20 protein-coding genes and 1 pseudogene are annotated in these 22,098 nt (G+C 75.2%); 12 read left to right on the forward strand and 9 right to left on the reverse strand.

Annotated elements, in window-relative coordinates; translation table 11 throughout:
- Nucleotides 1-65: 65 nt before the first annotated feature.
- Both ACWDYF_RS29705 and ACWDYF_RS29710 read left to right on the forward strand, forming a co-directional pair.
- On the forward strand, nt 66-1,088 hold the full coding sequence (locus tag ACWDYF_RS29705) for a glutathione S-transferase family protein (RefSeq protein WP_389470613.1): 1,023 nt from the start codon (nt 66-68) through the stop codon (nt 1,086-1,088).
- A 126-nt stretch (nt 1,089-1,214) separates the two neighbouring features.
- On the forward strand, nt 1,215-1,514 hold the full coding sequence (locus ACWDYF_RS29710) for a DUF4235 domain-containing protein (protein WP_018570017.1): 300 nt from the start codon (nt 1,215-1,217) through the stop codon (nt 1,512-1,514).
- A 46-nt stretch (nt 1,515-1,560) separates the two neighbouring features.
- Here the strand turns inward: ACWDYF_RS29710 and ACWDYF_RS29715 are convergent, their stop codons facing one another.
- Nucleotides 1,561-3,852: an ABC transporter ATP-binding protein gene (locus ACWDYF_RS29715; protein WP_389470610.1), complete on the reverse strand. Its 2,292-nt coding sequence runs from the start codon at nt 3,850-3,852 to the stop codon at nt 1,561-1,563.
- Nucleotides 3,849-5,573, reverse strand: coding sequence for an ATP-binding cassette domain-containing protein (locus ACWDYF_RS29720; protein WP_389470607.1), 1,725 nt, complete (start codon nt 5,571-5,573; stop codon nt 3,849-3,851). Before ACWDYF_RS29720 ends, ACWDYF_RS29715 begins: the two co-directional genes overlap by 4 nt.
- Nucleotides 5,574-5,690: 117 nt before the next feature.
- Here ACWDYF_RS29720 and ACWDYF_RS29725 point away from each other — a divergent pair, with 117 nt between their 5' ends.
- The 5 genes from ACWDYF_RS29725 (at nt 5,691) to ACWDYF_RS29745 (ending at nt 11,169) form a co-directional block, all read left to right on the forward strand.
- On the forward strand, nt 5,691-6,446 hold the full coding sequence (locus ACWDYF_RS29725) for a helix-turn-helix domain-containing protein (protein WP_018570020.1): 756 nt from the start codon (nt 5,691-5,693) through the stop codon (nt 6,444-6,446).
- 140 nt (nt 6,447-6,586) lie between these two features.
- Nucleotides 6,587-7,663, forward strand: a complete 1,077-nt coding sequence (locus ACWDYF_RS29730; protein ID WP_389470602.1) for a FecCD family ABC transporter permease — start codon at nt 6,587-6,589, stop codon at nt 7,661-7,663.
- Nucleotides 7,660-8,760: a FecCD family ABC transporter permease gene (locus ACWDYF_RS29735; protein WP_389470597.1), complete on the forward strand. Its 1,101-nt coding sequence runs from the start codon at nt 7,660-7,662 to the stop codon at nt 8,758-8,760. The genes ACWDYF_RS29730 and ACWDYF_RS29735 overlap by 4 nt, the downstream gene beginning before the upstream one ends.
- Before the next feature lie 225 nt (nt 8,761-8,985).
- Nucleotides 8,986-10,029, forward strand: a complete 1,044-nt coding sequence (locus ACWDYF_RS29740) for an ABC transporter substrate-binding protein (protein ID WP_381744217.1) — start codon at nt 8,986-8,988, stop codon at nt 10,027-10,029.
- 132 nt (nt 10,030-10,161) lie between these two features.
- Nucleotides 10,162-11,169, forward strand: a complete 1,008-nt coding sequence (locus tag ACWDYF_RS29745) for an ABC transporter substrate-binding protein (protein ID WP_389470593.1) — start codon at nt 10,162-10,164, stop codon at nt 11,167-11,169.
- Between the two features lie 19 nt (nt 11,170-11,188).
- On the opposite strand, the gene ACWDYF_RS29750 is transcribed toward ACWDYF_RS29745, so the two are convergent.
- The gene (locus ACWDYF_RS29750) at nt 11,189-12,160 is read right to left on the reverse strand and encodes a ribose-phosphate diphosphokinase (RefSeq protein WP_381744215.1); all 972 of its coding nucleotides are present in this window, start codon (nt 12,158-12,160) and stop codon (nt 11,189-11,191) included.
- Between the two features lie 60 nt (nt 12,161-12,220).
- A complete protein-coding gene (locus tag ACWDYF_RS29755) occupies nt 12,221-12,568 on the reverse strand; it encodes a monovalent cation/H+ antiporter complex subunit F (protein WP_389470588.1) in 348 nt (115 codons plus the stop codon).
- A gap of 361 nt (nt 12,569-12,929) precedes the next feature.
- On the opposite strand from ACWDYF_RS29755, the gene ACWDYF_RS29760 reads away from it, so the two are divergent.
- Complete coding sequence (locus ACWDYF_RS29760) at nt 12,930-13,580, forward strand: VanZ family protein (RefSeq protein ID WP_389470746.1); 651 nt, start codon at nt 12,930-12,932, stop codon at nt 13,578-13,580.
- Nucleotides 13,581-13,744: 164 nt separating this feature from the next.
- Nucleotides 13,745-14,992 carry a lectin gene (locus tag ACWDYF_RS29765; RefSeq protein WP_389470585.1) on the forward strand — a complete coding sequence of 416 codons (1,248 nt, stop codon included), beginning with the start codon at nt 13,745-13,747 and terminating at the stop codon, nt 14,990-14,992.
- Between the two features lie 210 nt (nt 14,993-15,202).
- Here the strand turns inward: ACWDYF_RS29765 and ACWDYF_RS29770 are convergent, their stop codons facing one another.
- Nucleotides 15,203-15,433 carry a hypothetical protein gene (locus ACWDYF_RS29770; protein WP_018568523.1) on the reverse strand — a complete coding sequence of 77 codons (231 nt, stop codon included), beginning with the start codon at nt 15,431-15,433 and terminating at the stop codon, nt 15,203-15,205.
- A 119-nt stretch (nt 15,434-15,552) separates the two neighbouring features.
- Here ACWDYF_RS29770 and ACWDYF_RS29775 point away from each other — a divergent pair, with 119 nt between their 5' ends.
- Nucleotides 15,553-16,590, forward strand: a complete 1,038-nt coding sequence (locus ACWDYF_RS29775) for a PHP domain-containing protein (protein ID WP_389470582.1) — start codon at nt 15,553-15,555, stop codon at nt 16,588-16,590.
- A gap of 559 nt (nt 16,591-17,149) precedes the next feature.
- On the forward strand, nt 17,150-18,124 hold the full coding sequence (locus ACWDYF_RS29780) for an SDR family NAD(P)-dependent oxidoreductase (RefSeq protein WP_389470579.1): 975 nt from the start codon (nt 17,150-17,152) through the stop codon (nt 18,122-18,124).
- 79 nt (nt 18,125-18,203) lie between these two features.
- On the opposite strand, the gene ACWDYF_RS29785 is transcribed toward ACWDYF_RS29780, so the two are convergent.
- The gene (locus ACWDYF_RS29785) at nt 18,204-19,037 is read right to left on the reverse strand and encodes an alpha/beta fold hydrolase (RefSeq protein WP_389470576.1); all 834 of its coding nucleotides are present in this window, start codon (nt 19,035-19,037) and stop codon (nt 18,204-18,206) included.
- Nucleotides 19,038-19,325: 288 nt separating this feature from the next.
- Here ACWDYF_RS29785 and ACWDYF_RS29790 point away from each other — a divergent pair.
- A pseudogene (locus ACWDYF_RS29790) lies at nt 19,326-20,080 on the forward strand (NAD-dependent epimerase).
- 49 nt (nt 20,081-20,129) lie between these two features.
- Here the strand turns inward: ACWDYF_RS29790 and ACWDYF_RS29795 are convergent.
- The 3 genes from ACWDYF_RS29795 to ACWDYF_RS29805 all read right to left on the reverse strand — a co-directional run bounded on the left by ACWDYF_RS29795 (nt 20,130) and on the right by ACWDYF_RS29805 (nt 22,019).
- Nucleotides 20,130-20,312: a hypothetical protein gene (locus ACWDYF_RS29795; RefSeq protein ID WP_018568516.1), complete on the reverse strand. Its 183-nt coding sequence runs from the start codon at nt 20,310-20,312 to the stop codon at nt 20,130-20,132.
- 223 nt (nt 20,313-20,535) lie between these two features.
- On the reverse strand, nt 20,536-21,513 hold the full coding sequence (locus ACWDYF_RS29800; protein WP_389470572.1) for a DUF6624 domain-containing protein: 978 nt from the start codon (nt 21,511-21,513) through the stop codon (nt 20,536-20,538).
- A complete protein-coding gene (locus ACWDYF_RS29805) occupies nt 21,510-22,019 on the reverse strand; it encodes an ATP-binding protein (protein WP_381744202.1) in 510 nt (169 codons plus the stop codon). Before ACWDYF_RS29805 ends, ACWDYF_RS29800 begins: the two co-directional genes overlap by 4 nt.
- Between the last annotated feature and the right edge of the window lie 79 nt (nt 22,020-22,098).

Here is a 22,098-nt window from a genome sequence, read left to right on the forward strand (position 1 = left end):
CGTGCCGTCGGCGGATTTCGGGGAACGTGGTCACCAGCGCGTCCCGACGGCAGGGAGGACCGGGCATGAGCGACGGCGGCGACGACGGCAACCGTTCCTACGGCCACAAGAAGTTCAAGCGTTCGAAGAGTCATTTCGCCGACCGGATCACCGCGGACGGCCGGGACGGCTGGCCGGTGGCCGCCGGGCGGTACCGGCTGGTGGTCAGCCGGGCGTGCCCCTGGGCGAGCCGGGCGCTGGTGTCGCGGCGGCTGCTCGGTCTGGAGGACGCCCTGTCCCTGGCCGTCGTCGACCCGATCCAGGACGACCGCAGCTGGCGTTTCACGCTCGACCCCGGCGGCCGGGACCCGGTCCTCGGCATCCGCTTCCTCAGCGAGGCGTACGACCGGCGCGAGGCCGGGTACCCCGGCGGGGTGAGTGTGCCCGCGGTGGTCGACGTGCCCAGCGGCGAGCTGGTCACCAACGACTACCAGCGGATCACCCTGGACCTGGCCACCGAGTGGACGGCCCTGCACCGGCCCGGCGCGCCCGACCTGTACCCGCGGGCCCTGCGCGACGAGATCGACACGGTGATGGGCGAGGTGTACGAGGACGTCAACAACGGCGTGTACCGCGCGGGTTTCGCCACCGGCCAGGAGGAGTACGAGAGGGCGTACGAGGGAGTGTTCCGGCGTCTCGATCTGCTGGCGCGGCGGCTGGCCGGGCAGCGCTATCTCGTGGGCGACACGATCACCGAGGCGGACATCCGGCTGTTCACGACGCTGGTCCGCTTCGACGCCGTCTACCACGGGCACTTCAAGTGCAACCGCTGGAAGCTGGCGGAGAACCCGGTGCTGTGGGCGTACGCCCGCGATCTCCACCAGACGCCCGGTTTCGGGGACACGGTCGACTTCGACCACATCAAGCGGCACTACTACCAGGTGCACACGGGCATCAACCCGACCGGCATCGTGCCGCTCGGGCCGGACCTGTCCGGCTGGCTCACGCCGCACCGGCGCGAGGAGCTCGGCGGGCGCCCCTTCGGCGACGGCACCCCGCCGGGTCCGGTGCCGGAGGCGGAGCGGGTGCCGCCGCGCGGCCGGCCCTGACCCGAAGATCCCAGAGATCCCAGAGGTCGTAGAGATCCCAGAGGTCGTAGAGGTCGTAGGAGTTTCAGAAGTTCCAGAAGCCGAAGAAGCCGTAGAAGTCGTAGAAGTTCGAGAAGGAGGACGAAGGTGGCCAAGAAGAAGAACAAGCTCCCGCTCGCCTATCAGCCCGTGGGGTTCGTGCTGGGCTGGGTCGGCGGCGCCGTGGCCGGGAAGGTGTTCCGCACCGCGTGGAAGGCGTTCCGGCACGAGGACGACGCCCCCGACGCGCTCGACGAGAACCGGCACTGGGGCGAGATCCTGCTGGCCGCCGCGGTGCAGGGCGCCCTGTTCGCGGTGGTGCGCAGCACCGTGGACCGTGCGGGCGCCCAGGCCATCGCGCGCTCGACCGGGGTGTGGCCGGCCAAGGGCGGCGAGGGCCGGGAGTGAGCCGCCCCGGTCCGGGTACGCCGCTGCCCGGACCGGCGCCCGGCCCTCACCGCCGGCCGCGGGCCCACGACTCCCACAGCCGGGCGTAGGCGCCGCCCGCGGCCCGCAGTTCGTCGGGCCGCCCCCGCTCGGTGACACGGCCGTCCTCCATCACCAGCACGGTGTCGGCGGTGGCGGCCTGGGAGAGCCGGTGGGCGACGACGACCGCGGTGCGGCCCTCGGTGACCGCGAGGGCCGCGCGGTCGAGGCCGCGGGCCGTGTCGCTGCCCGCCTCGGCCGTCGCCTCGTCCAGCACCACCACCTCCGGGTCGAGCAGCAGGACCCGGGCGAGGGCGAGTTGCTGGGTCTGGCGGGCGGTGAGCCGGATGCCGCCGCCCCGGCCCACGACGGTGTCGAGGCCGTCGGGCAGGGCGGCGGCCCAGTCCGCGGCGCCCACGGCGGCCAGCGCGGCTTCCAGCGCGCTGTCCGGGGCGTCGCGGGACGCGAGGCGGAGGTTGTCGGCGAGGGTGCCCGGGAAGAGGTGGTGCTCCTGGGTGACCAGGGCGATCCGCCGGTCGCCGTCCGCTCCGGGGCGGGCGAGGTCGCCGGTGGGTACGCCGTCGAGCGTGACGCTGCCCGCGGACGGCGGACGCGTCCCGGCGATCAGTGCCGCCAGCGTCGACTTGCCCGAGCCGGTCGCGCCGACCACGGCCAGCCGCCGGCCGGGGCGCAGGTCGAGGTCGATGCCGTGCAGGACGTCGGGCCCGTCGCCGTAGCGGTGGCGTACCCCGCGCACCACGACCCCGGTGCCCGGCCGTGTTCCCGGCCCGGACGGGCGCGTGCCGCGGGCGGGGTCCGGGGCGTGCAGGGTGACGCCGACGATCCGGGCCAGCGCGGCGGCCGCCCGCTGCACGCTGTCGAAGGTGCCGAGCAGGATGTTCACGGGGTCGAACAGCCCGGCGAAGAACAGGGCGGCGGTGGTCGCGGCGCCGATGTCGGCGCGGCCGGTGCGCACCAGCCACCAGGCCGCGAGGAGGATCGCGCTCAGCCCGGTGAACTCGGCGAGGTTGAGCCGGCCGTAGAAGCGGGTCGCCGCCCGCGCCGCCCGGAACTCGTACGCCATCGCGTCCCGCGAGGCCGCCGCCACCCGGGCGTGCCGCCCCGGCCCCAGGCGCAGGGCGCGCAGGGTGGGCAGCGCGGTGAAGGCGCCGAGCAGGGCGGAGGCGCGGCCGCCCTCGGCGGTCCGCCCGGCGGCGTACAGCGGCCGGGAGGTGCGCAGGTACCAGCGCAGCGTGTACGCCTGGAGGGGCACGGCGAGCAGTCCGGCGACGGCGAACCGCCAGTCCAGCGCGGCCAGTCCGGCGAGGGCGGCGAGGATGGTCAGCGCCGCCGCCGCGAAGTCGCCCAGGGCGCCGGAGGCGGCCTCGGAGACCCGGTCCGTGTCGCCGGAGACCCGCGCCACGAGGTCGCCGGTGCCGCCCGTCTCCACGGTGTCCACGGGCAGGACCAGCGCGGCGGCGACCGCGTCCTCGCGCAGCCGTCCCGTCACCGTCAGCACGACCCGTGCGAGCAGGACGGTCGCGGCCCATCCGGTCAGCGCCCCCGCCACGGCGGCGCCCGCCAGCAGCCCGACCGGCCACACCAGCGCACCCGACCCCCGGTGGTCCGTCACGGCCTGGGTGATCCGTCCGATCGCGACCGGCCCGGCCAGACTCAGGCAACTGTCGAGCACCAGTGCGGCGAGCGCCGCCCACAGCGCCCCCCAGCGCCCCCGCAGAGCCACCCGCAACCGCGCCCGCGTCTGCCGCCCGGTGGCCACCGGCAGCAGCGAGGGCGCGCCGTCCGGGTCGGCGGGCGAGGGCTCGGGCGAGGGCTCTGGCAAGTGCTCGGGCGGAGGTACAGCCCGGGGTGCGGCCGGGGCGCCGCCGGGGGCGGCGGTGGGAGCCCCGGCCCGGCCGCCGCAGGGGGTGTCGGCCGGGGTGCCGCCTGGGGTGTCGGCCGGGGTGCCGGGTGGAGCCCCGGCCGGGGTGCCGCAGGAGGCGTCGGCCGGGGTGCTGTCCGGGGCTTCATCGGAAGGATCCTGGCGAGGGGCGACCGGGGTCTCGGCCCGGGGGCGGTCCGGGCCTCCGGTCGGGCCGTCGCGCGAGACGTCGGCCGGGACACCGGCCGACGAGTCCGCCGAGGCACCGGCCAGGGCGTCGCCTGACGCGTCGGCCGGAACACCGGCCGGGGCCTGGGCCGAGACGTCGGCCGGGGCATCGCCCGGCGCGTCGGCCAGAGCGTCGGCCGGGACGTGGGCCGGGGCAGCAGCCGATGTGGCGTCCGGGACGTGGGCCGGTGTGGCGTCCGGGGTCGTCATGAGGTCGCCGTCCGCTCGGGTGTGGGGAGGTGGACGACCTGGTCGCAGCGGGCGAGCCAGGACGGGCTGTCGGTGATGACGAGGGTGGTGCGGCCGGAGCGTGCGCGGTGTACGCGGTCGGCGATGACGTCCTCCGTCGCCGCGTCCACCGCGGTGGTCGGATCGTGCAGGACCAGCACCGGTGAGCGGGCGGCGAGCGCGCGGGCCAGGGCGACGCGCTGGCGCTGGCCGCCCGAGAGGGTCTCGCCGCGGTCGCCGACCCGGGTGCGGGCACCGTGGGCCACGGCGCCGAGGACCTGGTCGGCGCGGGCGGCGCGGGCCGCCTCGGCGACGGCGGCGGGGTCCTCGGTGAGGGCGGCCAGGTTGTCGGCGACGGTGCCGGGCAGCAGCACCGGCTCGTGGTGGCAGACCAGGAGGGCGGTCCTGAGCGTGTCCAGGGCGAACCGGTCCAGTGCGGTGCCGTCGAGCAGGATCCGCCCCTCCTCGGGGTCCTGTTCGCGGGCGAGCAGCAGGGCGACGGCGTCGGCGTCGGCGGGGTCGGCGCAGACCAGGCCCGTCATCCGGCCCGCCTCGGCGGTCCACCGGGCGCGGGTCCCACCCGGCAGCGCCACGTCGTGGAAGGCGACGGCGGGCGCTTCGGCCACGGCGTCGGTCGCGGCACCGTTCGCAGCGCCCGCCGAGGTCCGCTCCGGCACGGCCGGAGGAGCGGTGAGCACCTCGTGGACGCGGGCGGAGGAGGCGAGGGCGCGGACGTAGCGGGCGTGGGCGGTGGCGACGACGCGCATCGGACCGCTGACGAACCGGGCGAGGCCGAGGGCGGCGATCAGCGGGCCGAGACCGATCCGGCCGTCCAGGGCGAGGGCGCCGCCGAGCGCGGCGACGGCCGCCAGATAGAGCCCGGTGAGCAGGACGCCCACCGACACGAGCGCGCCCTCGGCGGACACCGCCCGCCGGGCCGCGCCCACGGCGTCCCGGCTGACCCGGGCGTAGTCGGCGGCGACGGCGTGCTCGGCGCCGATGCCCCGGAGCACCCGCAGCCCCCGCACGAGGTCCTCGGCGAGCGCGGTCGCCCGCGCCTGGAGGGCCTGCTCGGTGCCGCTGGTGCGGTGCAGGACGTGGGAGAGGCGGTTCTGCGCGAGCAGGACGGCCGCGGTGCCCGCCACGACGAGCGCGCCGAGCCCGGGGTGGATGCGCAGCAGCAGCACCGTGGAGCCGAGCAGGACGACCACCGCGGCCACCGTGCCGGCGAGGGTGCCCGCGAAGGCGCCGACCCGTTCGGCGTCGCCGGACGCCCGGCTGAGCAAGTCGCCCGGCACCAGCCGTACCCCGCCGGCCGGGCGCAGCACCCGTTCCGTGAGGGCCATGCGCAGCCGGTGCTCGGTGTGCTGCCGCACCCGTACGGCCGCCCGCGCGCCGAAGCGGTAGGACAGGGACAGCATCAGGAAGTCCGCCGCCAGCAGGCCGAGCCAGCAGGCCGTCGAGGCGGGGGTGCCGGACCGTACGGCCCGGCCGACCGTGGCGCCGACGAGCACCGGCACCAGCGCCTCGCCCAGTTGGTGTGTGCTCAGCAGCACCGCCGCCAGGGCCAGGTCGGCGCGGCGCTCGCCCACGGCCCACCGCAGCAGCGCCCGGGGTGAGGCGCAGGCCGCGGGGGACGGGCCCGCGGGCTCCGGCGGGCGGGCGGACGGACGGCTGGGCGGAGCGGGGGCGGCTACGGTCACCCGGCTACGTTAGGGTCGCCTTACTTTTGTCGTAAACGCAGCAGGGCGCCACCGTATGTCGCGCATCGGCCACGGCCGGCGGCGGGGCGCGCACCGGGCAGGGACAGGGACACCGGCATGGCAGACGAGAAGACCATCGGTCTCGAACGGTTCGAGATGGCCCGGGGGCAGTCCTTCCGCCATCACGTGCACGGCGAGCACCAGTTGGCCTGGGCGAGCACGGGTGTGGTCACGGTCGACATCCAGGACCGCTGCTGGGTGCTGCCGCCGCATCTGGCGCTGTGGATACCGGGAGGTGTCCGGCACGCCACCGCGGCCCTGCGGGAGTCGGTGCTCCAGGGCGTCTATCTCGATCCGGTCTCCTGTCCGCTGGCCTGGCCCCGGCCCACGGTGCTCGCCGTCTCCCCGCTGGCCCGGCATCTGATCGGCTATCTGGCCGGTGAGCTGGCGCCGGGGGTGCGTACGCACGCCGAGGCCGTCCTGCTGGAGGTGCTGCGCCCGGCGGACGGCGCGGTGTTCGAGCTGCCGCTGCCGGCCGATCCGCGGGCGCGGGAGGCCGCGGCGCTGCTGCTGGAGGACCCCGCGGACCAGCGGGGGCTGGCCGAACTGGCGTACGCGGTCGGTTCCAGCGCCCGCACGCTGCTGCGGCTGTTCCTGGCCGATACGGGCCTGACGTTCACCCAGTGGCGGACCCATGCCCGGCTCCAGGCGGCGCTCGCGCACCTCGCCGAGGGCGAGCCGGTGGGGCGGGTGGCCGAGCGGGTGGGCTATGCGACGCCCAGCGCCTTCGTCGCCGCGTTCCGCCGGGTGACGGGGTGCACGCCCGCCGCGTACTTCGCCCGTTCCCGGGAGCGGGCGGACCGAGCGGCCTGACGGGGTTGGCGGATCGGCGACACGAGGTGGCGTCCGACCGCCTTGTCGCGCCTGCGACAGCGCCGCTAGCGTGCTTAGGCAAGGCTAAGCTAAGTCCTCGTCGGCCCTCCTGGTCGGCGGGTACGTCGCCGAGGAGCACGATGGGCACCACCACTCTGAGCACCACCACCGTGGTGCCGGAAACAGCGTCGGAGGACACCGGCCGAAGACGGCGCCGGACCGCTGCCGCCGCCCGGCTGCTCGGCCTGCTCCTCGCCTGCGCGCTGCTGGCCCTGGCCGTCGTGGCGAGCGTCGCCGTCGGCGCCAAGGCCATCCCGCCCGGCGAGGTGCTGCACGCGCTGCTGCACGGCCGCACCTCGGTGGACAGCGCGGTCGTGTGGGACCTGCGGCTGCCCCGGACGCTGCTCGGCGTCGCCGTCGGCGCCGCGCTCGGCCTCGCGGGCGTCCTGATGCAGGCGCTGACCCGCAATCCGCTCGCCGACCCCGGCATCCTCGGCGTCAACATGGGCGCCTCGGCGGCCGTGGTCGTGGCGATCGCCCTGTGGCGCAGCACCGATCCGTCGTTCTGCGTCTGGTTCGCGTTCGCCGGTGCCGGGCTGGCCGCCGTGGTGGTCCAGGTGCTCGGCTCGCGCGGCCGGTCGGGGCCCGCGCCGGTGCGGCTCGCGCTCGCGGGCACCGCCGTCAGCGCCGTGCTCAGCGCGCTGATCTCCGTCGTCACCCTGCTGCGGCCGGACGTGTTCGACCAGTTCCGGTTCTGGGGCGTGGGTTCGCTGGCCGGGCAGCCGATGTCGGTGGTCACGAAGGTGGCGCCGTTCCTCGGCGCGGGCGCTCTGCTCGCCCTCGGGCTGTCCGGCGCGCTCAACTCGCTGGCCCTCGGCGACGACACGGCCCGCGCGCTCGGCACCCGGGTGCGCCGCACCCGCGCCCTCGGGATGCTCGCCGTCACCCTGCTGTGCGGGGCGGCGACGGCCGCCGTCGGACCGATCGCCTTCGTCGGCCTGGCCGTCCCGCATCTGGCCAGGTCGCTCACCGGGCCCGACCACCGCTGGCTGCTGCCGTACTCCATGGTGTCCGGGGCCGTGCTGCTCCTCGGTTCGGACCTGCTCGGCCGGGTGCTCGCCCGGCCCGGAGAGATCCAGGCCGGGATCGTGACGGCCTTCGCCGGGGCGCCCGTCTTCATCGCTCTCGTCCGCCGCCGCAGGATCGCCGAACTGTGACCACCGCCCCGACCTCCGCTCCCCGCTCCCCGCGCGTGTCCCGCCGCGCCACCGTGCTGCCCGGCCGCGTGCTGCGCCTGTACGGCGGCCGGATGTCGCTGCGCTGGCGGCCCCGCACCGTCGCGGTCTGCGTGCTGCTGGCCGCCGCCTGCCTGGTGGTCGGCGCCCTCGGCCTCACCACCGGCACCTACCGCCTCCCGCTGTCGCGGGTCGTGGCCTGTCTGCTGGGCCGGGGCACCGGGGCCGAGTCGTTCATCGTGCTCAGCCTGCGGCTGCCGCGGCTGCTGTGCGCGCTGCTGGCCGGCGGGGCGCTGGGCATGAGCGGCGCGGTGTTCCAGAGCATGTCCCGCAATCCGCTGGGCAGTCCGGACATCATCGGCTTCACCAGCGGCGCGGCGACCGGTGCCGTGACCCAGATCGTGCTCTTCCACGGCGGCCCGTACGCCACCGCCGTCGCGGCGGTCGGCGGCGGGCTGGTCACGGCGCTGCTCGTGGGCCTGATCGCGGCCGGGCGCGGCCCGGCCGTGGGCCACCGGGTCGTGCTGGTGGGGATCGGGGTCAGCGCGATGCTCACCTCGCTGACGGCCTATCTGCTGACCCGGGCCAGTCTCTACGAGGCGCAGGACGCGCAGATCTGGCTGATCGGCAGCCTCAACTCGGTGAACTGGTCGGTCGTCGCGCCGCTGGCCGCCGCCCTGGCCGTGCTGGTCCCGGTGACCGTGGCCGGTTCCCGGAACCTGGACTGGCTGGAGCTGGGCGAGGACACCGCCCGGGGGCTCGGGGTGCCGGTGGGGCGGGCCCGGATCCTGCCCGCCGTCGCCGCCACCGCCCTGGCCGCAGCGACGACGGCCGCGGTCGGCCCCATCACCTTCGTCGCCCTGGCCGCACCGCACCTGTGCCGCCGACTGGTCCGCTCCCCCGGCGCCCTGGTGGTGCCCGCCGGATTCATGGGCGCGCTGCTGCTGGCGGCGAGCGACTACACGGCCCAGCGGGTGCTGCCCGGCACGGAGCTGCCGGTCGGCGCGGTGACCGGGGTGCTCGGCGGCCTGTATCTGTGCCGGCTGCTGCTCGCCCGGCGCAGGGCGGGCGGCTCATGAACCTGAACCGGATCCGCCGCCCACGGCGGCAGCGGGCGGCCTCGCGGCCGACGCGCCCGCACCCGCGCCCGCGGGTGCCCGTACGCGCGACGCGCGACCTGTTACCCGGCGCGGGCCGGTGAGCCGGGCCCCGGCCACCGCTCCCCCCCCCGTTTTCCCCTCCTCCCCCCTCTCCCCCTCTCCCCTTCACTTCTCTTCCCTCCCCTCCGCCTCAAGGACATCCCCATGCCCAGCGCCACCCTCCGGCGTCCCCGCGACGTCCGGTCCCCGCTCCCGCTCCCGTCCGGTACGCGCCCCTCCCGGCGCGGGCTGCTCGCCGGCGGACTGGGGACGGCCGCCCTCCTCGGCCTGTCCGCGTGCGGCACCGGCGACTCCTCGGCGGCCGGTGCCTCTGACGACGCCGCGTGGTCCTTCACCGACGACCGGGGCCATGCCGTACGGCTGTCCCGGCGGCCGAAGCGGATCGCCTTCCTCACCGACACCGCGGGCGCCGCGCTGTGGGCGGCCGGACTGCACCCGGTGGCCGCCGCCGACTCCGGGCAGGGCATCGTCGGCGCGGTGCGTCCGGACTGGTCCGGCGTCACCCGGATCTACTCGGCGGACAAGGGCGTACGGATCGAGGCGCTCGCCCAGGCCCGGCCCGACCTGCTGATCGACGCCGTGGAGCCCGACGGCACCCTCCAGGTGGCCTCCCAGCTCCCGGCGGTCGGCAAGCTCGCCCCGGTGGTCGGCCTGAGCACGTACCAGCCGATCGAGAAGATCGCGGGGACCGCCGACCGGCTGACCCGTTCGCTGGGTGCCGAGCCGAACGACGCCGGGGCCAAGGCCCGTTACGAGGAGGCGAGCGCACGGCTGCGCAGGGCGGTCGCCGCCAACCGGGAGCTGCGGGTCGGCTTCGTCTTCGGCATCGACAAGAGCACCATCGGCGTGATGAACCCGCGGACCTGGGCCGTGCTCAAGACGGTGAGCGCCCTCGGGATGCGGCTGGTGCCGGTGCCCGACGGCGCCGACAACGCCTACAGCCAGGCGGTCAGCTGGGAGAACGTCCCCTCGCTCCCGGCCGACCTGCTGGTGTGGGCGGTGTCCGATCCGCTGCCCGGCAACCCGCTGTGGCAGCGCACGCCCGCCGTCCGCGCCGGACAGGTGTGGAAGCCGCCGCTGGCCTCCTGGTACGCGTACAGCTGGGCGAACTTCACCGTCCTGCTCGACGGCCTGGCCACCCGCGTCCAGTCCGCCCGCGCGGGCGTCGGACCGCGCTCGGCGTCCTGACCCCCGCCCCCCTTCCTCCCCCTTCTCCCTCTCCCCCTCTCTTCCTCTCCGCCCCCTTTTTTCTTCTTTCTTCTCGATGTCCTTCGCTCCGCACCCGGACCGCCCGGTCCGGCCCTTCACCCCTGGATCACCATGACCGCCCTGTCCTCCCCCGCCGCGTCCCCTGTCCGGCGCCGTGCCCGCCTGCTGCGCCCGGCCCTCGCCTGCGCCGCCGTCCTCGCGCTGGCCCTCACCGCCACCGCCTGCGACGACTCCTCCTCCCCCGGCGGCGCTGCCGGGTCCGCCGCGACCCGGGCGGTCGACACGGCGCACGGCAAGGTGACCGTGCCCGCGCACCCGCTGCGGATCGTCTCCGTGCACTCCTGGTCCACCGAGTCGCTGTATGACCTGGGCCTTCAGCCGGTCGGCGTGGAGAACAGCGGCGCCAACTACGTCCCGCCGCGCTACCTGGCGCGCTGGAAGTCCGCGGCGAAGGTGACAACCGGCGCCGACCTCGACTACGAGAAGATCGCCTCGCTCAAGCCGGACCTGATCGTCGGCGTCGACGTGCCCTACCTCAGCAAGGCGTACAAGCGGCTGTCGGCCATCGCGCCGACCGCGTTCGCGTCCTTCAAGGAGACCGCCGCCTGGTCCGCCTACCCGGACGCCACGGCCCGCTTCGTGAACCGCGCGACGCAGCTCGACCGGCTCAAGCAGAAGTACGCCGACCGGATCGCCGCGGTGCGCAAGGCCGAGGGCGCGAAGCTGTCCGGGAACCGCTGGGCCGTGATCCAGGGCGGCTTCGACTCCGGCAACTACTGGATCTACAGCCCCGCCTCGCCGGTCGGGGACATCCTGGCCAAGCTGGGCGTGCGGTTCGCCCCGGCCACCGCCTCGGTCGCCGCGGGCTCGACCCGGTCGGTGTCGTACGAGCGGGCGGACCTGCTGAAGGACGCCGACTACGTCGTCTACTACACCAACAACGACGGCTCCCCCGCCAACAACATCCAGAAGCTGTTCGACCTGCGCTCGTTCAAGGAGCTGCCGGCGGCGAAGAACCACCGGGTGGTGGGCACCGCCGACTTCCTGCCCGGTTCCTACAGCGACGCCCTGGGCGTGGTCGACACCATCGCGGACGCGCTGGCGAAGCAGTCCGGCTGAGGGCCGAAGGCGGGCGCCGCTACTCGCCCCGGGGCGCGTCGAACAGCGCGCTGACGGACTCCCCGTTGTGGATGCGGCGCACCGCCTCGGCGAGCGCGGGCGCGATCGACAGGACACGCAGCTTGTCCCCGTGGACGCGGTGCTCCTCGTGGTCGTCGACGGGCACCGGCACCGTGTTGGTGCACACGATCTCCAGTACGTCCTCCTGCGCGCTGAGCCGTTCGAGGGCGCCGGACGCGAACAGGCCGTGCGTACAGGCGATCCGGATGGAGCGCGGGCCCGACTCGCGCAGCCGGTCCAGGAGTTCCAGGACGGTGCTGCCCTTGGCGATCTCGTCGTCCAGCACGATCACGTCCCGCCCGGCCACGTCGCCGATGACCGAGTTGATGGTGACCCGGTCGTCGGCGTAGCGCTGCTTGGCGCCCGCGGCCACCCGGGCGCCGAGCATCCGGGCGAACGCGGCGGCCTCCTTGGCGTTGCCGAGGTCGGGCGAGACGACGGTGGTGCGGGTCAGGTCGTACTGCTCGAAGTGCGCGGCCAGTTCGCGCAGGGCGTGCAGGTGGTCGACGGGGACCGAGAAGAAGCCGTGCACCTGCGGGGCGTGCAGGGTCATCGCCAGGACCCGGCTCGCGCCCGCCGCGACCAGCAGATCGGCGACCAGGCGTCCGCCGAGCGAGATGCGCGGGGCGTCCTTCTTGTCGGAGCGGGCGTAGGAGTAGTGCGGCATGACGACGGTGATGCGTCCGGCGGAGGCGCCGCGGGCCGCGTCGCACATCAGCAGCAGCTCCACGAGGTGCTCCTGCACCGGCTTGACCAGCGGCTGGATCAGGAACACGTCCCGCTCGCGGCAGTTGGCCTGGAGCTGCACCTCCAGGCAGTCGTTGGCGAACCGGCTGACCCGGGTGGGGCTGAGCGGGACGCCCAGGTGTGCGCAGACCTCCGCCGCCAGTTCGGGATGGGCACTGCCGCTGAACACCGCGATGTCTCGCACGATCCGCTCCTCGCATGATCATTCCGGACTGCCGCGGTCATCGTACTGACCGGGCGCGGGTCATCGGCCCAGCACGCCCGGCAGCGCCGGCGCCCCCAGCAGCGCGGACCCCACCAGCAGCCACGCCACGTAGTCGCCGACGTGCCCGGACTGCAAGCGGCGCAGCGGCAGCGCCCAGCCGGGTGCGGCCAGCAGCCCGGGGCGGGCGACGGCCAGCAGCAGCGCCAGGTCGACATAGGAGGTGCGGCCGTAGCCCTGGGCGAGGAGCAGTAGAGCGGGGCAGACCACGGCGGTGGACAGGTTCTGCGCGACCACGCGGCGCGACAGCGGTCTGGTGGCCACGCCCCACAGGGCCGTGCCGAGTCCGGCCGCCAGGACGGCCGTCGCCGCCGCGATCCAGCCGTTCACCCGTGACTCACTGCCCGCCGGCCGGCCCGCGCGACGAGCGCGGCCCACCAGGCCAGCACCTCGCCCACGGCGAGGAGGGTCGTCCGCGGCCTCACCCGGCACCTCCTCGGGTTCGGTCCCCCGCGCTGATGTGCGGCGGGGTCCGGTCCGCCGCTTCCCGGCCAACAAGCACCGCCGCCACCGGGGGGTGTGCGGCGGCGCGCGGGTGGGCGACCCGGTTGCCCCGACAGCAGCAACGGAAACCGGGAGCACGGCCCGCGCACCGTCGGCGGCGGCCGGAATCACGGTGCGGTTCGGGGGTAACCGGCTTGCGGGAACGACGAGTTGATGCCGGGATGCTCGGGAGGCTGGGATGGCAAGGATGACGCTCCGTCCGCTCACGGCGTTCCGGGCGCGCGTGCCGGGGCGGCGCGGGACCGGGCCCGGTGCGCCCGAGGCCCGTACGGAACCCGCCGCGAAGCCCGCAGCGGAGCCCGTCACCGAGCCGGCCGCGAGGCCCGTCACGGAACCCGTCACCGAGCCCGCCGTGGAGCGTGCCGTCGAGGTGCGGCGGCCCGCGCCCTGGCCGCTGCGGCTGCTGGCGATGGCGTGCGCGTTCGTGTGCATGGTGGCCTTCGCCGTCGTCCTGGCCCGGCTGACGCTCCAGCCGTCGCCCGCCTCGGTGCCGTTCGTGCACACGAACCTGCACCCGGGGCGTTCGCTGCGGGAGTACGCGGACCAGCCGGGGCTGCGCGACGCCGTCCAGCAGATCGGCGGGAACCTGCTGCTCGGGGTGCCGTTCGGGATCCTGGTGCCCGTCCTCGCGCCCCGGTCGCGGCGGCTGCCGCGCGTCCTGCTGCTCACCGCGCTCGTGATGCTGGCGGTGGAGTTCGCCCAGGGGGCACTGATCACCGGGCGGGCGTTCGACATCGACGACGTCATCCTCAACACGACCGGGGCGCTCGCCGGTCATCTGCTGCTGGGGCGGCGGCTGGGCCGGGCGGTGCACGCGCGCCGCCGTCGGCGCGCGTGAGCACGGCCCTCGGGGACCGGTCCGTACCGAGTGGGGAATGGTCCGTACCGGAGTATTGACGGCTTCTTAATTCATCTCTTGAATCAAGTGCCGAACCACTCTCTCGTTCCCCCCACGACTGTCGGCGCGCCCGCCCACCGGGCCGCCGTACGGAAGGGAGTGCCGTGGCCTCTCGACGCCCGCTCCGCAGATGTCTGCTCGCCGCCCTGTCCGCCGTGCTCGCCGGGGCGGCGGCCGTCGGCCCCGCCCAGGCGAGCCCGTCCCCCGCCTCCGCCGCCCCCACCGCCGCCATGTTCTCCGGGTTCTCCGACACCTTCGACGGGCCCGCGGGCGCGGCCGTCGACTCCGCCAAGTGGCAGACGGAGACCGGCGACAACGTCAACAACCACGAACGGCAGTACTACACGCCCGGCACCCGCAACGCGGCCCTGGACGGCCAGGGCCACCTGGTCATCACCGCCCGGCGGGAGAACCCGGGCGGCTACCAGTGCTGGTACGGCACCTGCCAGTACACCTCGGCCCGGCTGAACACCTCGGGGAAGTTCGACGCGCAGTACGGCCATGTCGAGGCGCGGATGAAGATCCCGCGCGGACAGGGCATGTGGCCGGCGTTCTGGATGCTGGGCACGCCGGTGAACTGGCCGGACTCCGGCGAGATCGACATCATGGAGAACGTGGGCTTCGAGCCCTCGACCGTGCACGGCACCATCCACGGCCCCGGCTACTCCGGCTCGGGCGGCATCGGCGCCGCGTACTCCCTGCCGAACGGCCAGGCGTTCGCCGACGCCTTCCACACCTTCGCCGTGGACTGGGCGCCCGGCTCGATCACCTGGTCGGTCGACGGCACCGTCTACCAGCGCCGGACGCCCGCGGACCTCGGCGGCCGGACCTGGGTGTTCGACAAGCCGTTCTTCCTCATCCTCAATCTGGCGGTGGGCGGCTACTGGCCCGGCGACCCGGACGGCTCGACGTCCTTGCCGCAGCAACTGGTGGTGGACTCCGTCTCGGTCACCACGTCCGACAGCCCCGCCGGGGCGCTGCCCATCAGGGGACCGGCCGGCAAGTGCGTGGACGTGGCCGGGGCGAACCCCGCCAACGGCACCCCGGTCCAGCTCTACGACTGCAACGGCACCGCCGCCCAGCAGTGGACGGCCGGGTCCGACGGCACCCTGCGCGCCCTCGGCAAGTGCCTCGACGTCAAGGACAACGCCACCGCGGACGGTTCCCAGGTCCAACTGTGGGACTGCACCGGCGGCCCCAACCAGAAGTGGGCGCTCCCGGCCGCCCGCGACATCGTCAATCCGCAGGCCGACAAGTGCCTGGACGCCACCGGCGGCAGCTCCGCCAACGGCACCCGGCTCCAGATCTGGACCTGCACGGGAGCCGCCAACCAGAAGTGGACGGTGGGCTGAGGCCCGTGCCGTCGCCCGTGGACCGAGGGCCTGTCCGGCCGATCATGGTGGAGGGAGGCAACAGTGCCTTGTGGGCGCGGGTGAGCGGGGTGGGGTGCGTGCAGCCGCAAGGCGGAGGAGGGCGTCGACGCGGAGCGTCGGCAACCGACGACAACGCGGCGGATGTGCGTGCCCCACCCCGCGTCTTCGCCATGATCGGCCGGACAGGCCCTAGTGCCAGGTGAACTTGTCACCGCCCACCCAGCGCACGGTGTCCGGGTCGTCCAGGTCGTGGACCGTGATCCCGAACGCCGCGGCGGCCTGGAGCACATCGGTGACGGTCTTCGCCTCGCCGACCACCTCGCCGTCGATCTCCACGATGCGGAACGGCGGGTCGCCCGGCTGGACTCCGAGCACCATGATCCGCGGCTGGGAGATATAGGGACTCGCGCTCTCGGTCATGTCGTCCAGCCTAGGACGACGATCGCGGACCGTGCGCGCCCGGCGCTCCGGCCGGGCCGGTCCACGGGGTGGAGGTGCGGTCGCGGGGCGGCCGGGCAACCCTGGGGGTGGAGGTGGCGATGGACCCTGTCGAGGCGCTGGACCGGATCGCCTTCCTGCTGGAGCGGTCCGGGGCCCCCACCTACCGCGTACGCGCCTTCCGCACGGCCTCCGGTGTGCTGTCCGCGCTCGCCGCCGAGGAGGTGACCCGGCGGGCCGGTGACGGGACGCTGGAGTCGCTCAAGGGGATCGGGCCGAAGACCGCGCAGGTGGTCCGGGAGGCGCTGGCCGGACAGGTGCCCGGCTATCTGCGCGCGCTGGAGGAGGAGGCGCGCGAGCCCCTGGCGCGCGGCGGCGAGCGGCTGCGGGCGCTGCTGCGCGGCGACTGCCATCTGCACTCCGACTGGTCCGACGGCGGCAGCCCGATCGAGGAGATGGGCCGGGCCGCGGCGGACCTCGGCCACGCGTGGGCGGTGCTCACCGACCACTCGCCGCGGCTGACGGTGGCGCGGGGCCTGTCGCCCGCGCGGCTGCGCGAGCAGCTGGAGGTGGTGGCGGAGCTGAACCGGGGCTGGGCGCCGTTCCGGCTGCTGACCGGCATCGAGTGCGACATCCTCGACGACGGCCGCCTGGACCAGGAACCGGAGCTGCTGGCGGCGCTCGACGTGGTGGTCGTGTCGGTGCACTCCAAGCTGCGGATGGACGCCCGTTCGATGACCCGCCGCATGGTGGCCGCCGTCCGCGATCCGCACTCCGACATCCTCGGGCACTGCACGGGACGGCTGCTGACCGGGCGGGGGCGGCCCGAGTCGGAGTTCGACGCGGACGCCGTGTTCGCCGCCTGCGCCGAGACCGGGACCGCCGTGGAGATCAACAGCCGTCCGGAGCGGCTGGACCCGCCGCTCGGACTGCTGCGCCGAGCCGTGGCGGCGGGCACACTGTTCTCGGTCGACACCGACGCGCACGCGCCCGGACAGCTCGACTGGCAGATCCACGGCTGCGCGCGGGCCGAGGAGTGCGGGGTGGCGCCGGAACGCGTCGTGACCACCTGGTCGGCCGACGAGCTGCTGGAGTGGACCCGCGAGCGGCGCACGCCGTCCGGAGCGGCGGGCCCCTGACGTGCCACCCGGACGGACCCCGCGCGCTCGCCGGATCGCCGACTCGCCAAATCACCGACTCGCAGACTCGCAGACTCGCCGAGAAGAGAGTGGCGAGCGCGGCGAGGGTCGGTCGGCCTCGGCTCCACCGAGCCGCTCCAGGCGGAGAGCCTGTGGGCGGAGACCGCGCCCGGCGCCGCCTCTGGCGTCCCGGTACCGGGTACAGCACCGCGTACCCCTGCGGAGTGACCCAGATCACCGCAAAACGAGGCAGAGACCGGAACACCGGACCCCCCTGGCCCGTTGAACGAGGCGTGGGTGCGGATGGGACAGTGTCCCCGGGCCTCACCTATTGCCCACAGGGACGATCGTTCGGCTGAAGCCCTGTGGAGCGTCTCGCCGAGAGGCGACCGCCATGCGTGCCCACACCAGGACCGCCCCGGCCGTGATTCCCCCGTCCGGCCGGGGCTTCCCTTTTTTGTTCTTTTGCTGTCCTGCTCCCCCAGCCCACGGCCCCCGGTGCCGGTGTGTCCGGTGTGCGCTTGACTTCGAGAGCGCTCCAATCCGTAGCGTTCCGGGCATGACCACCACGCCACAGCACAAGATCGGTTCGGGCTTCGGGGCGGCCGACACCGCCGCCGACGTCCTCAACGGCATCGACCTCACCGGGAAGCTGGCGATCGTCACCGGCGGATACTCCGGTATCGGTCTGGAGACCACCCGGGCACTGGCCGCGGCGGGCGCCCGCGTGGTCGTCCCCGCCCGCCGTCCCGCGACCGCCCGCGAGGCGCTGCACGGCATCGAGGGCACCGAGACCGACACGCTCGACCTCGCCGACCTGGACAGCGTCCGGGACTTCGCCGGACGCTTCCTGGCCTCCGGCCGCACCGTCGACCTCGTCATCGACAGCGCCGGTGTCATGGCCTGCCCCGAGACCCGGGTCGGACCCGGCTGGGAGGCGCAGTTCGCGACCAACCACCTCGGCCACTTCGCCCTGGTCAACCGCCTCTGGCCGGCCATCGAGCCGGGCGGTGCCCGGATCGTCTCGGTCTCCTCGCGCGGCCACCACTTCTCCGCGATCCGCTGGGACGACGTCCACTGGCGCGAGGGCTACGACAAGTGGGCGGCCTACGGCCAGGCCAAGACCGCCAACGTCCTGTTCGCCGTGCATCTGGACCGGCTGGCCCGGGACCGCGGCGTCCGTTCCTTCGCCCTGCACCCGGGCGCCATCATGACCCCGCTCCAGCGCCATCTGACCCGCGAGGAGATGGTCGAGCGCGGCTGGGTCGACGAGAACGGCGTCCCGCTGAACCCCCGGGGATTCAAGACCCCGCAGCAGGGCGCGGCGACCCAGGTCTGGGCCGCGGCCTCGCCCCGTCTCGACGGACTCGGCGGTGTCTATCTGGAGGACTGCGACATCGCCGAGCCGGTGCCCGACGAGGGCATGCACAGCAGTGGGGTCAAGTCCTGGGCCACCGACCCCGGCCAGGCGGCCCGGCTGTGGGCGCTGTCGGCGGAGCTGACGGGGGTGGACGCGTTCGCGGACCGCGCCTGAGGCCGTACGTCGGCGGGCCGGGCGAAGGCCCCGTACCCGCCGACGCCCCGCCCCGCCCGCCCCGCCCGGCCCGGCCCGCTCAGGACGTCGCGAGGAACGCCCGCAGGTCCGCGTTGAGCCGGTCCGCGTGGGTGACGTACAGCCCGTGGCCGCCGCCCTCGTACTCCTTGAGCACACTGCCCGGCACCAGGGCGGCGCTCCGGCGGCCGGTCCCTTCCAGCGGGGCCGACGTGTCGTGGGTGCCGTGCACGACGAGCAGCGGCAGGCCGATCTTCGGCAGTTCCTGGGCGAGGTCAACGGTGGCGACCAGCCGGTTGACGGCGTCCGCCGCGCGGGGCGTGCAGGCCAGGGCCTGGTCGACGACGTGCCGGACGTAGTGCGGCGACACCTCGTTGCCGGGCACGTCGAGGGCGAAGTAGGGGGCGGCCCCGTCCTCGTAGAAGGCCGCCCGGTCCTTGCGGAACACCGCGCGGCCGGCGCGCATCACCTCCGGGTCCCAGCCCTCCGGGTGATCGGCGGTGCGGACCACGCCCGGCGCGATGCCCGCGACGAAGGCGACCCGTGCGACACGGTCCGTGCCGTGCCGGGTCAGGCAGCGCACGATCTCCGCGCTGCCCAGCGAGTGCCCCACGAAGGTGACCTCGCGCAGGTCCAGGTGGTCGAGCAGCCCGTACAGGTCGTCGGCGAGGGTGTCCAGGTCGTAGCCGTCCCACACGTCGTCCGAACGGCCGTGGCCCCGCCGGTCCAGGCCGACGCAGCGCACGCCCTCCCCCGCCAGCGGCAGCGTCTGGAACTCCCACATACCGGTCCCGAAGTAGGCGCCGTTGACGAAGACCACCACGGGCCCGTCCACCGGACCATGGTCGGTGTAGTGCAGACGGGTGCCGTCGGCGGGGCTCGTGACGTACGGCATGGAGACCTCCCGGAGTCCGGTGCGGGTGAGCGGTGCGGGTGAGCGGTGACGTGATGTCGTCCGTCCGCTGTCCATGGTCGCGGTGGGGCGGGCGCGGGTCGATGACGTCGGAGGTCATGCCGGTCGGCACCGGAGCGGGAGCGGGACGGGAGCGGTTCTGCGGGGGGCGTGCGTACGAGAGGGCGCGGGGCGCACGGGTCGACGGCCGGGGACCGGGTACTCGTGCCCCGCACTCGGCCGTCTTCACTCGGCCCTCTTCACTCGGCCGTCTTCCGGAAGGAGCCGAACGTGAGCAGCGTGTCGGGCAGCAGGGTCGTCGTCACGGGCGCCACCGGCAATGCCGGTACCAGCGTGGTCCGTCTGCTCTCCGAGGATCCGGAGGTCGCCTCCGTACGGGGCCTGGCCCGCCGGATCCCGCGGTGGCCGCCGCCCGGGTGCCGGTGCTGGTGCACGCCTCCTCGGTCGGCGCGTACTCGCCGGGCCCCAAGGACCGCGCCGTGGACGAGTCCTGGCCGACCCACGGCTGGCCGGACGCCGCGTACACCCGGGAGAAGGCGTATCTGGAACGGGCCCTCGACACCTTCGAACGGGACCATCCCGATGTGCGGGTGGTGCGGATGCGCCCCGGGTTCCTGTTCAAGGCCGAGTCCGCGAGCGAGCAGCGGCGGATCTTCGGCGGGCGGTTCCTGCCGGGTCCCGTGGCGCGGCCCGAGCTGCTGCCGTTCCTGCCCGACGTCCCCGGACTGCGGGTGCAGGCCCTGCACACCGACGACGCGGCCCGCGCCTGTCAGTTGGCGCTGCACCGTGAGGTGAGCGGCGCCTTCAATCTGGCCGCCGATCCGCCGCTGGACGCGAAGGTGCTCGCCGAGATGCTGGGCCTGCGCCCGGTGCGGCTGCCCCTGATGGACTGCACCCGGGCGCACACCGAACTGGACTGGCGCCCCCGGTACACGGCGATCGAGGTGATCCAGGAGTTCCTGCGCGGGTTGCAGCGCGGCGAGGGCGCGGACACCGAACCCCTGCGGGGGCGCAGGGCCGGATGAGGCCGGACGCGGCCGGACGCGCTGGACGAGCCGGATGCGTGGTCGCGGGTCAGGCGGGCGGCTCGTCCGGGCCGGGGTGCTCCTCGTCCGACGTGGGCACGTCGTCCGCCGGGGGCTCGCGCCGGGGCTGCCCGGGGCCCGCCGCGGTGTGCGCCGTCTCCCAGGGGTCCTCGTCCGCCTGGGCCTGCTGGTCCGGCATGTCCCGGGGGACGGGCGGGCGGTGTGCGGTCACGGTGTGCTCCCTTCTCCGGCTTCTCCGGTCCGCGCGTCACCCGGCGGCCGCGGACCTCTTCGGTCTGCCGGTCTCCGTCCGCCGCCGGGCCGAGGCGCGGGTACCTCCGTACGGGCCCGCGAAACCCCGCCGACCTGCGGAAGTCCCCTCGGCCCCGGCCGGGCACCGGCCGCTTGCCCGCGATCCGGTCGGGCCGCCCGGTCCCCCGGGGCGCGGCGCCGGGTCAGCCGCGCAGCCGCAGCGCCCGCATCTGCTCCTCCATCGGGCCGAGGCCGACGTCCTGGCGGCGCTCGTCGAGCGTCCGGGGCAGCCGGACCGGGTACGGGCGCAGGGTCACCGGATTGATCCGCGTCCCGTAGAACTGCGGTTCGCCCAGCTCCACGGCGCAGTGGTCGGCGATGTACGCGAGGTGGACGGCCGGGGTGCGGCCGTCGGCCGTGGCCTGCGCGATCAGGTCCCGGCAGCTCAGCCGCAGGTCCAGCCGGGGCGCGTGCAGCAGGATCATCAGCGCCGCGGTCGACGCCTCGGCGCCCACGGCGGCGGCGGCCGGCCAGCCGTGGCGGCCGACGATCCCCGCGAGGGCGTCGGCGTTGTCCCGGTGGCACTCGGCGACGCCGCGCCTGCGCTGCGGTGTGGGCGCGGCGCCCGCCTCACGCGTCAGCCGCCGGTCGCGCTCGGCCCGGCACAGCAGGTCCTGGACCACCGCCGCGGTGAAGGGCGCGGTGGCGGCCTCGCCGGGCTCCCCGGCGCCGCGGGGACCGTCAGCGGCGAGGGCGGCGGCCGGGACGTCGGCCGCCGCGGGATCCGCCGTGTACAGCGCCGACAGGGCGCGGCGCAGCCGCCCGTCCGGCGGCGCTGCGGTGCGTCCGTCGCGGGGGTGGCCGTCGTCGGTGTCACCGGTGGCCGTGCCCGCGCCCGTGACGGTGCGGGGGGCTCGGGCCGACGCGGTGTCCGACACGGTGTCCGACACGTACATCGCCGTCAGCGCCTGCCACAGGCGCCGTTCCGGGGCCGCCTGCGCCGCGCCGGGCGCCGTCTCCCCGGCCTCCGTGTCGGCCGCCGGTCCGTCCGGGGCGGCGGTGCCGGGCTCCGGCGGACGGGGTGCCGGGGGTGCGTACGCCCGGTCGCCGCCCGGCGCGGGGACGGCGGCGCGGGCCACGGTGTCCGTGCCCGCGTGCGCCTGTGCCGGGTGGTCCGTCATGACGCGGCACCCCGCAGGCACAGCGTGAACCAGACCCGCTTGCCGCGGTTGCCGGGTTCGGGGGGCGCCAGTCCCCAGTCGTCGGCGAGGGCGGCCACGATGGCCAGCCCGCGCCCCGACTCGTCGGCGGCGTCGGCCGCGCGGCGCCGGGGCAGCAGGGGCGACCGGTCGGCCACCGTCACCCGCAGGGTGCGGGCGGTGCGTTCGATGGTGAGGGTGACGGTGTCGCGCGGGCCGCTGCTCGCGTGGCTGACCGCGTTGGCGAACAGCTCGTCCGTCGCGAGGACCGCGCTGTCGCACTGGTCGGCGGTGAGCCGCAGCCGGGCGAGGTGCTGGGTGACCAGACGCCGTACCGCCGAGGCCCAGGAGGGGTCGGCGGGCACGGTGGAGCGCAGCCGGGGCGGTCCGGCCGCCCGGTCCGGAACGCGTGCGGCGGCCGGGAACTCGTCCCGCGCCTGCGCCGGTGCGTGCGGGGGACCGCCGTGCTGTGCCCTGGATCCGGTCATCGGGCCTCCCGGCACCCCGTCGTGGCGCGGCCCGCGCCACCGTCGCCGGTCCGGCGCGCGCCACCGGCCCCGGCCGGGC

The sequence above is a fragment of the Streptomyces sp. NPDC003284 genome, assembly GCF_053589675.1.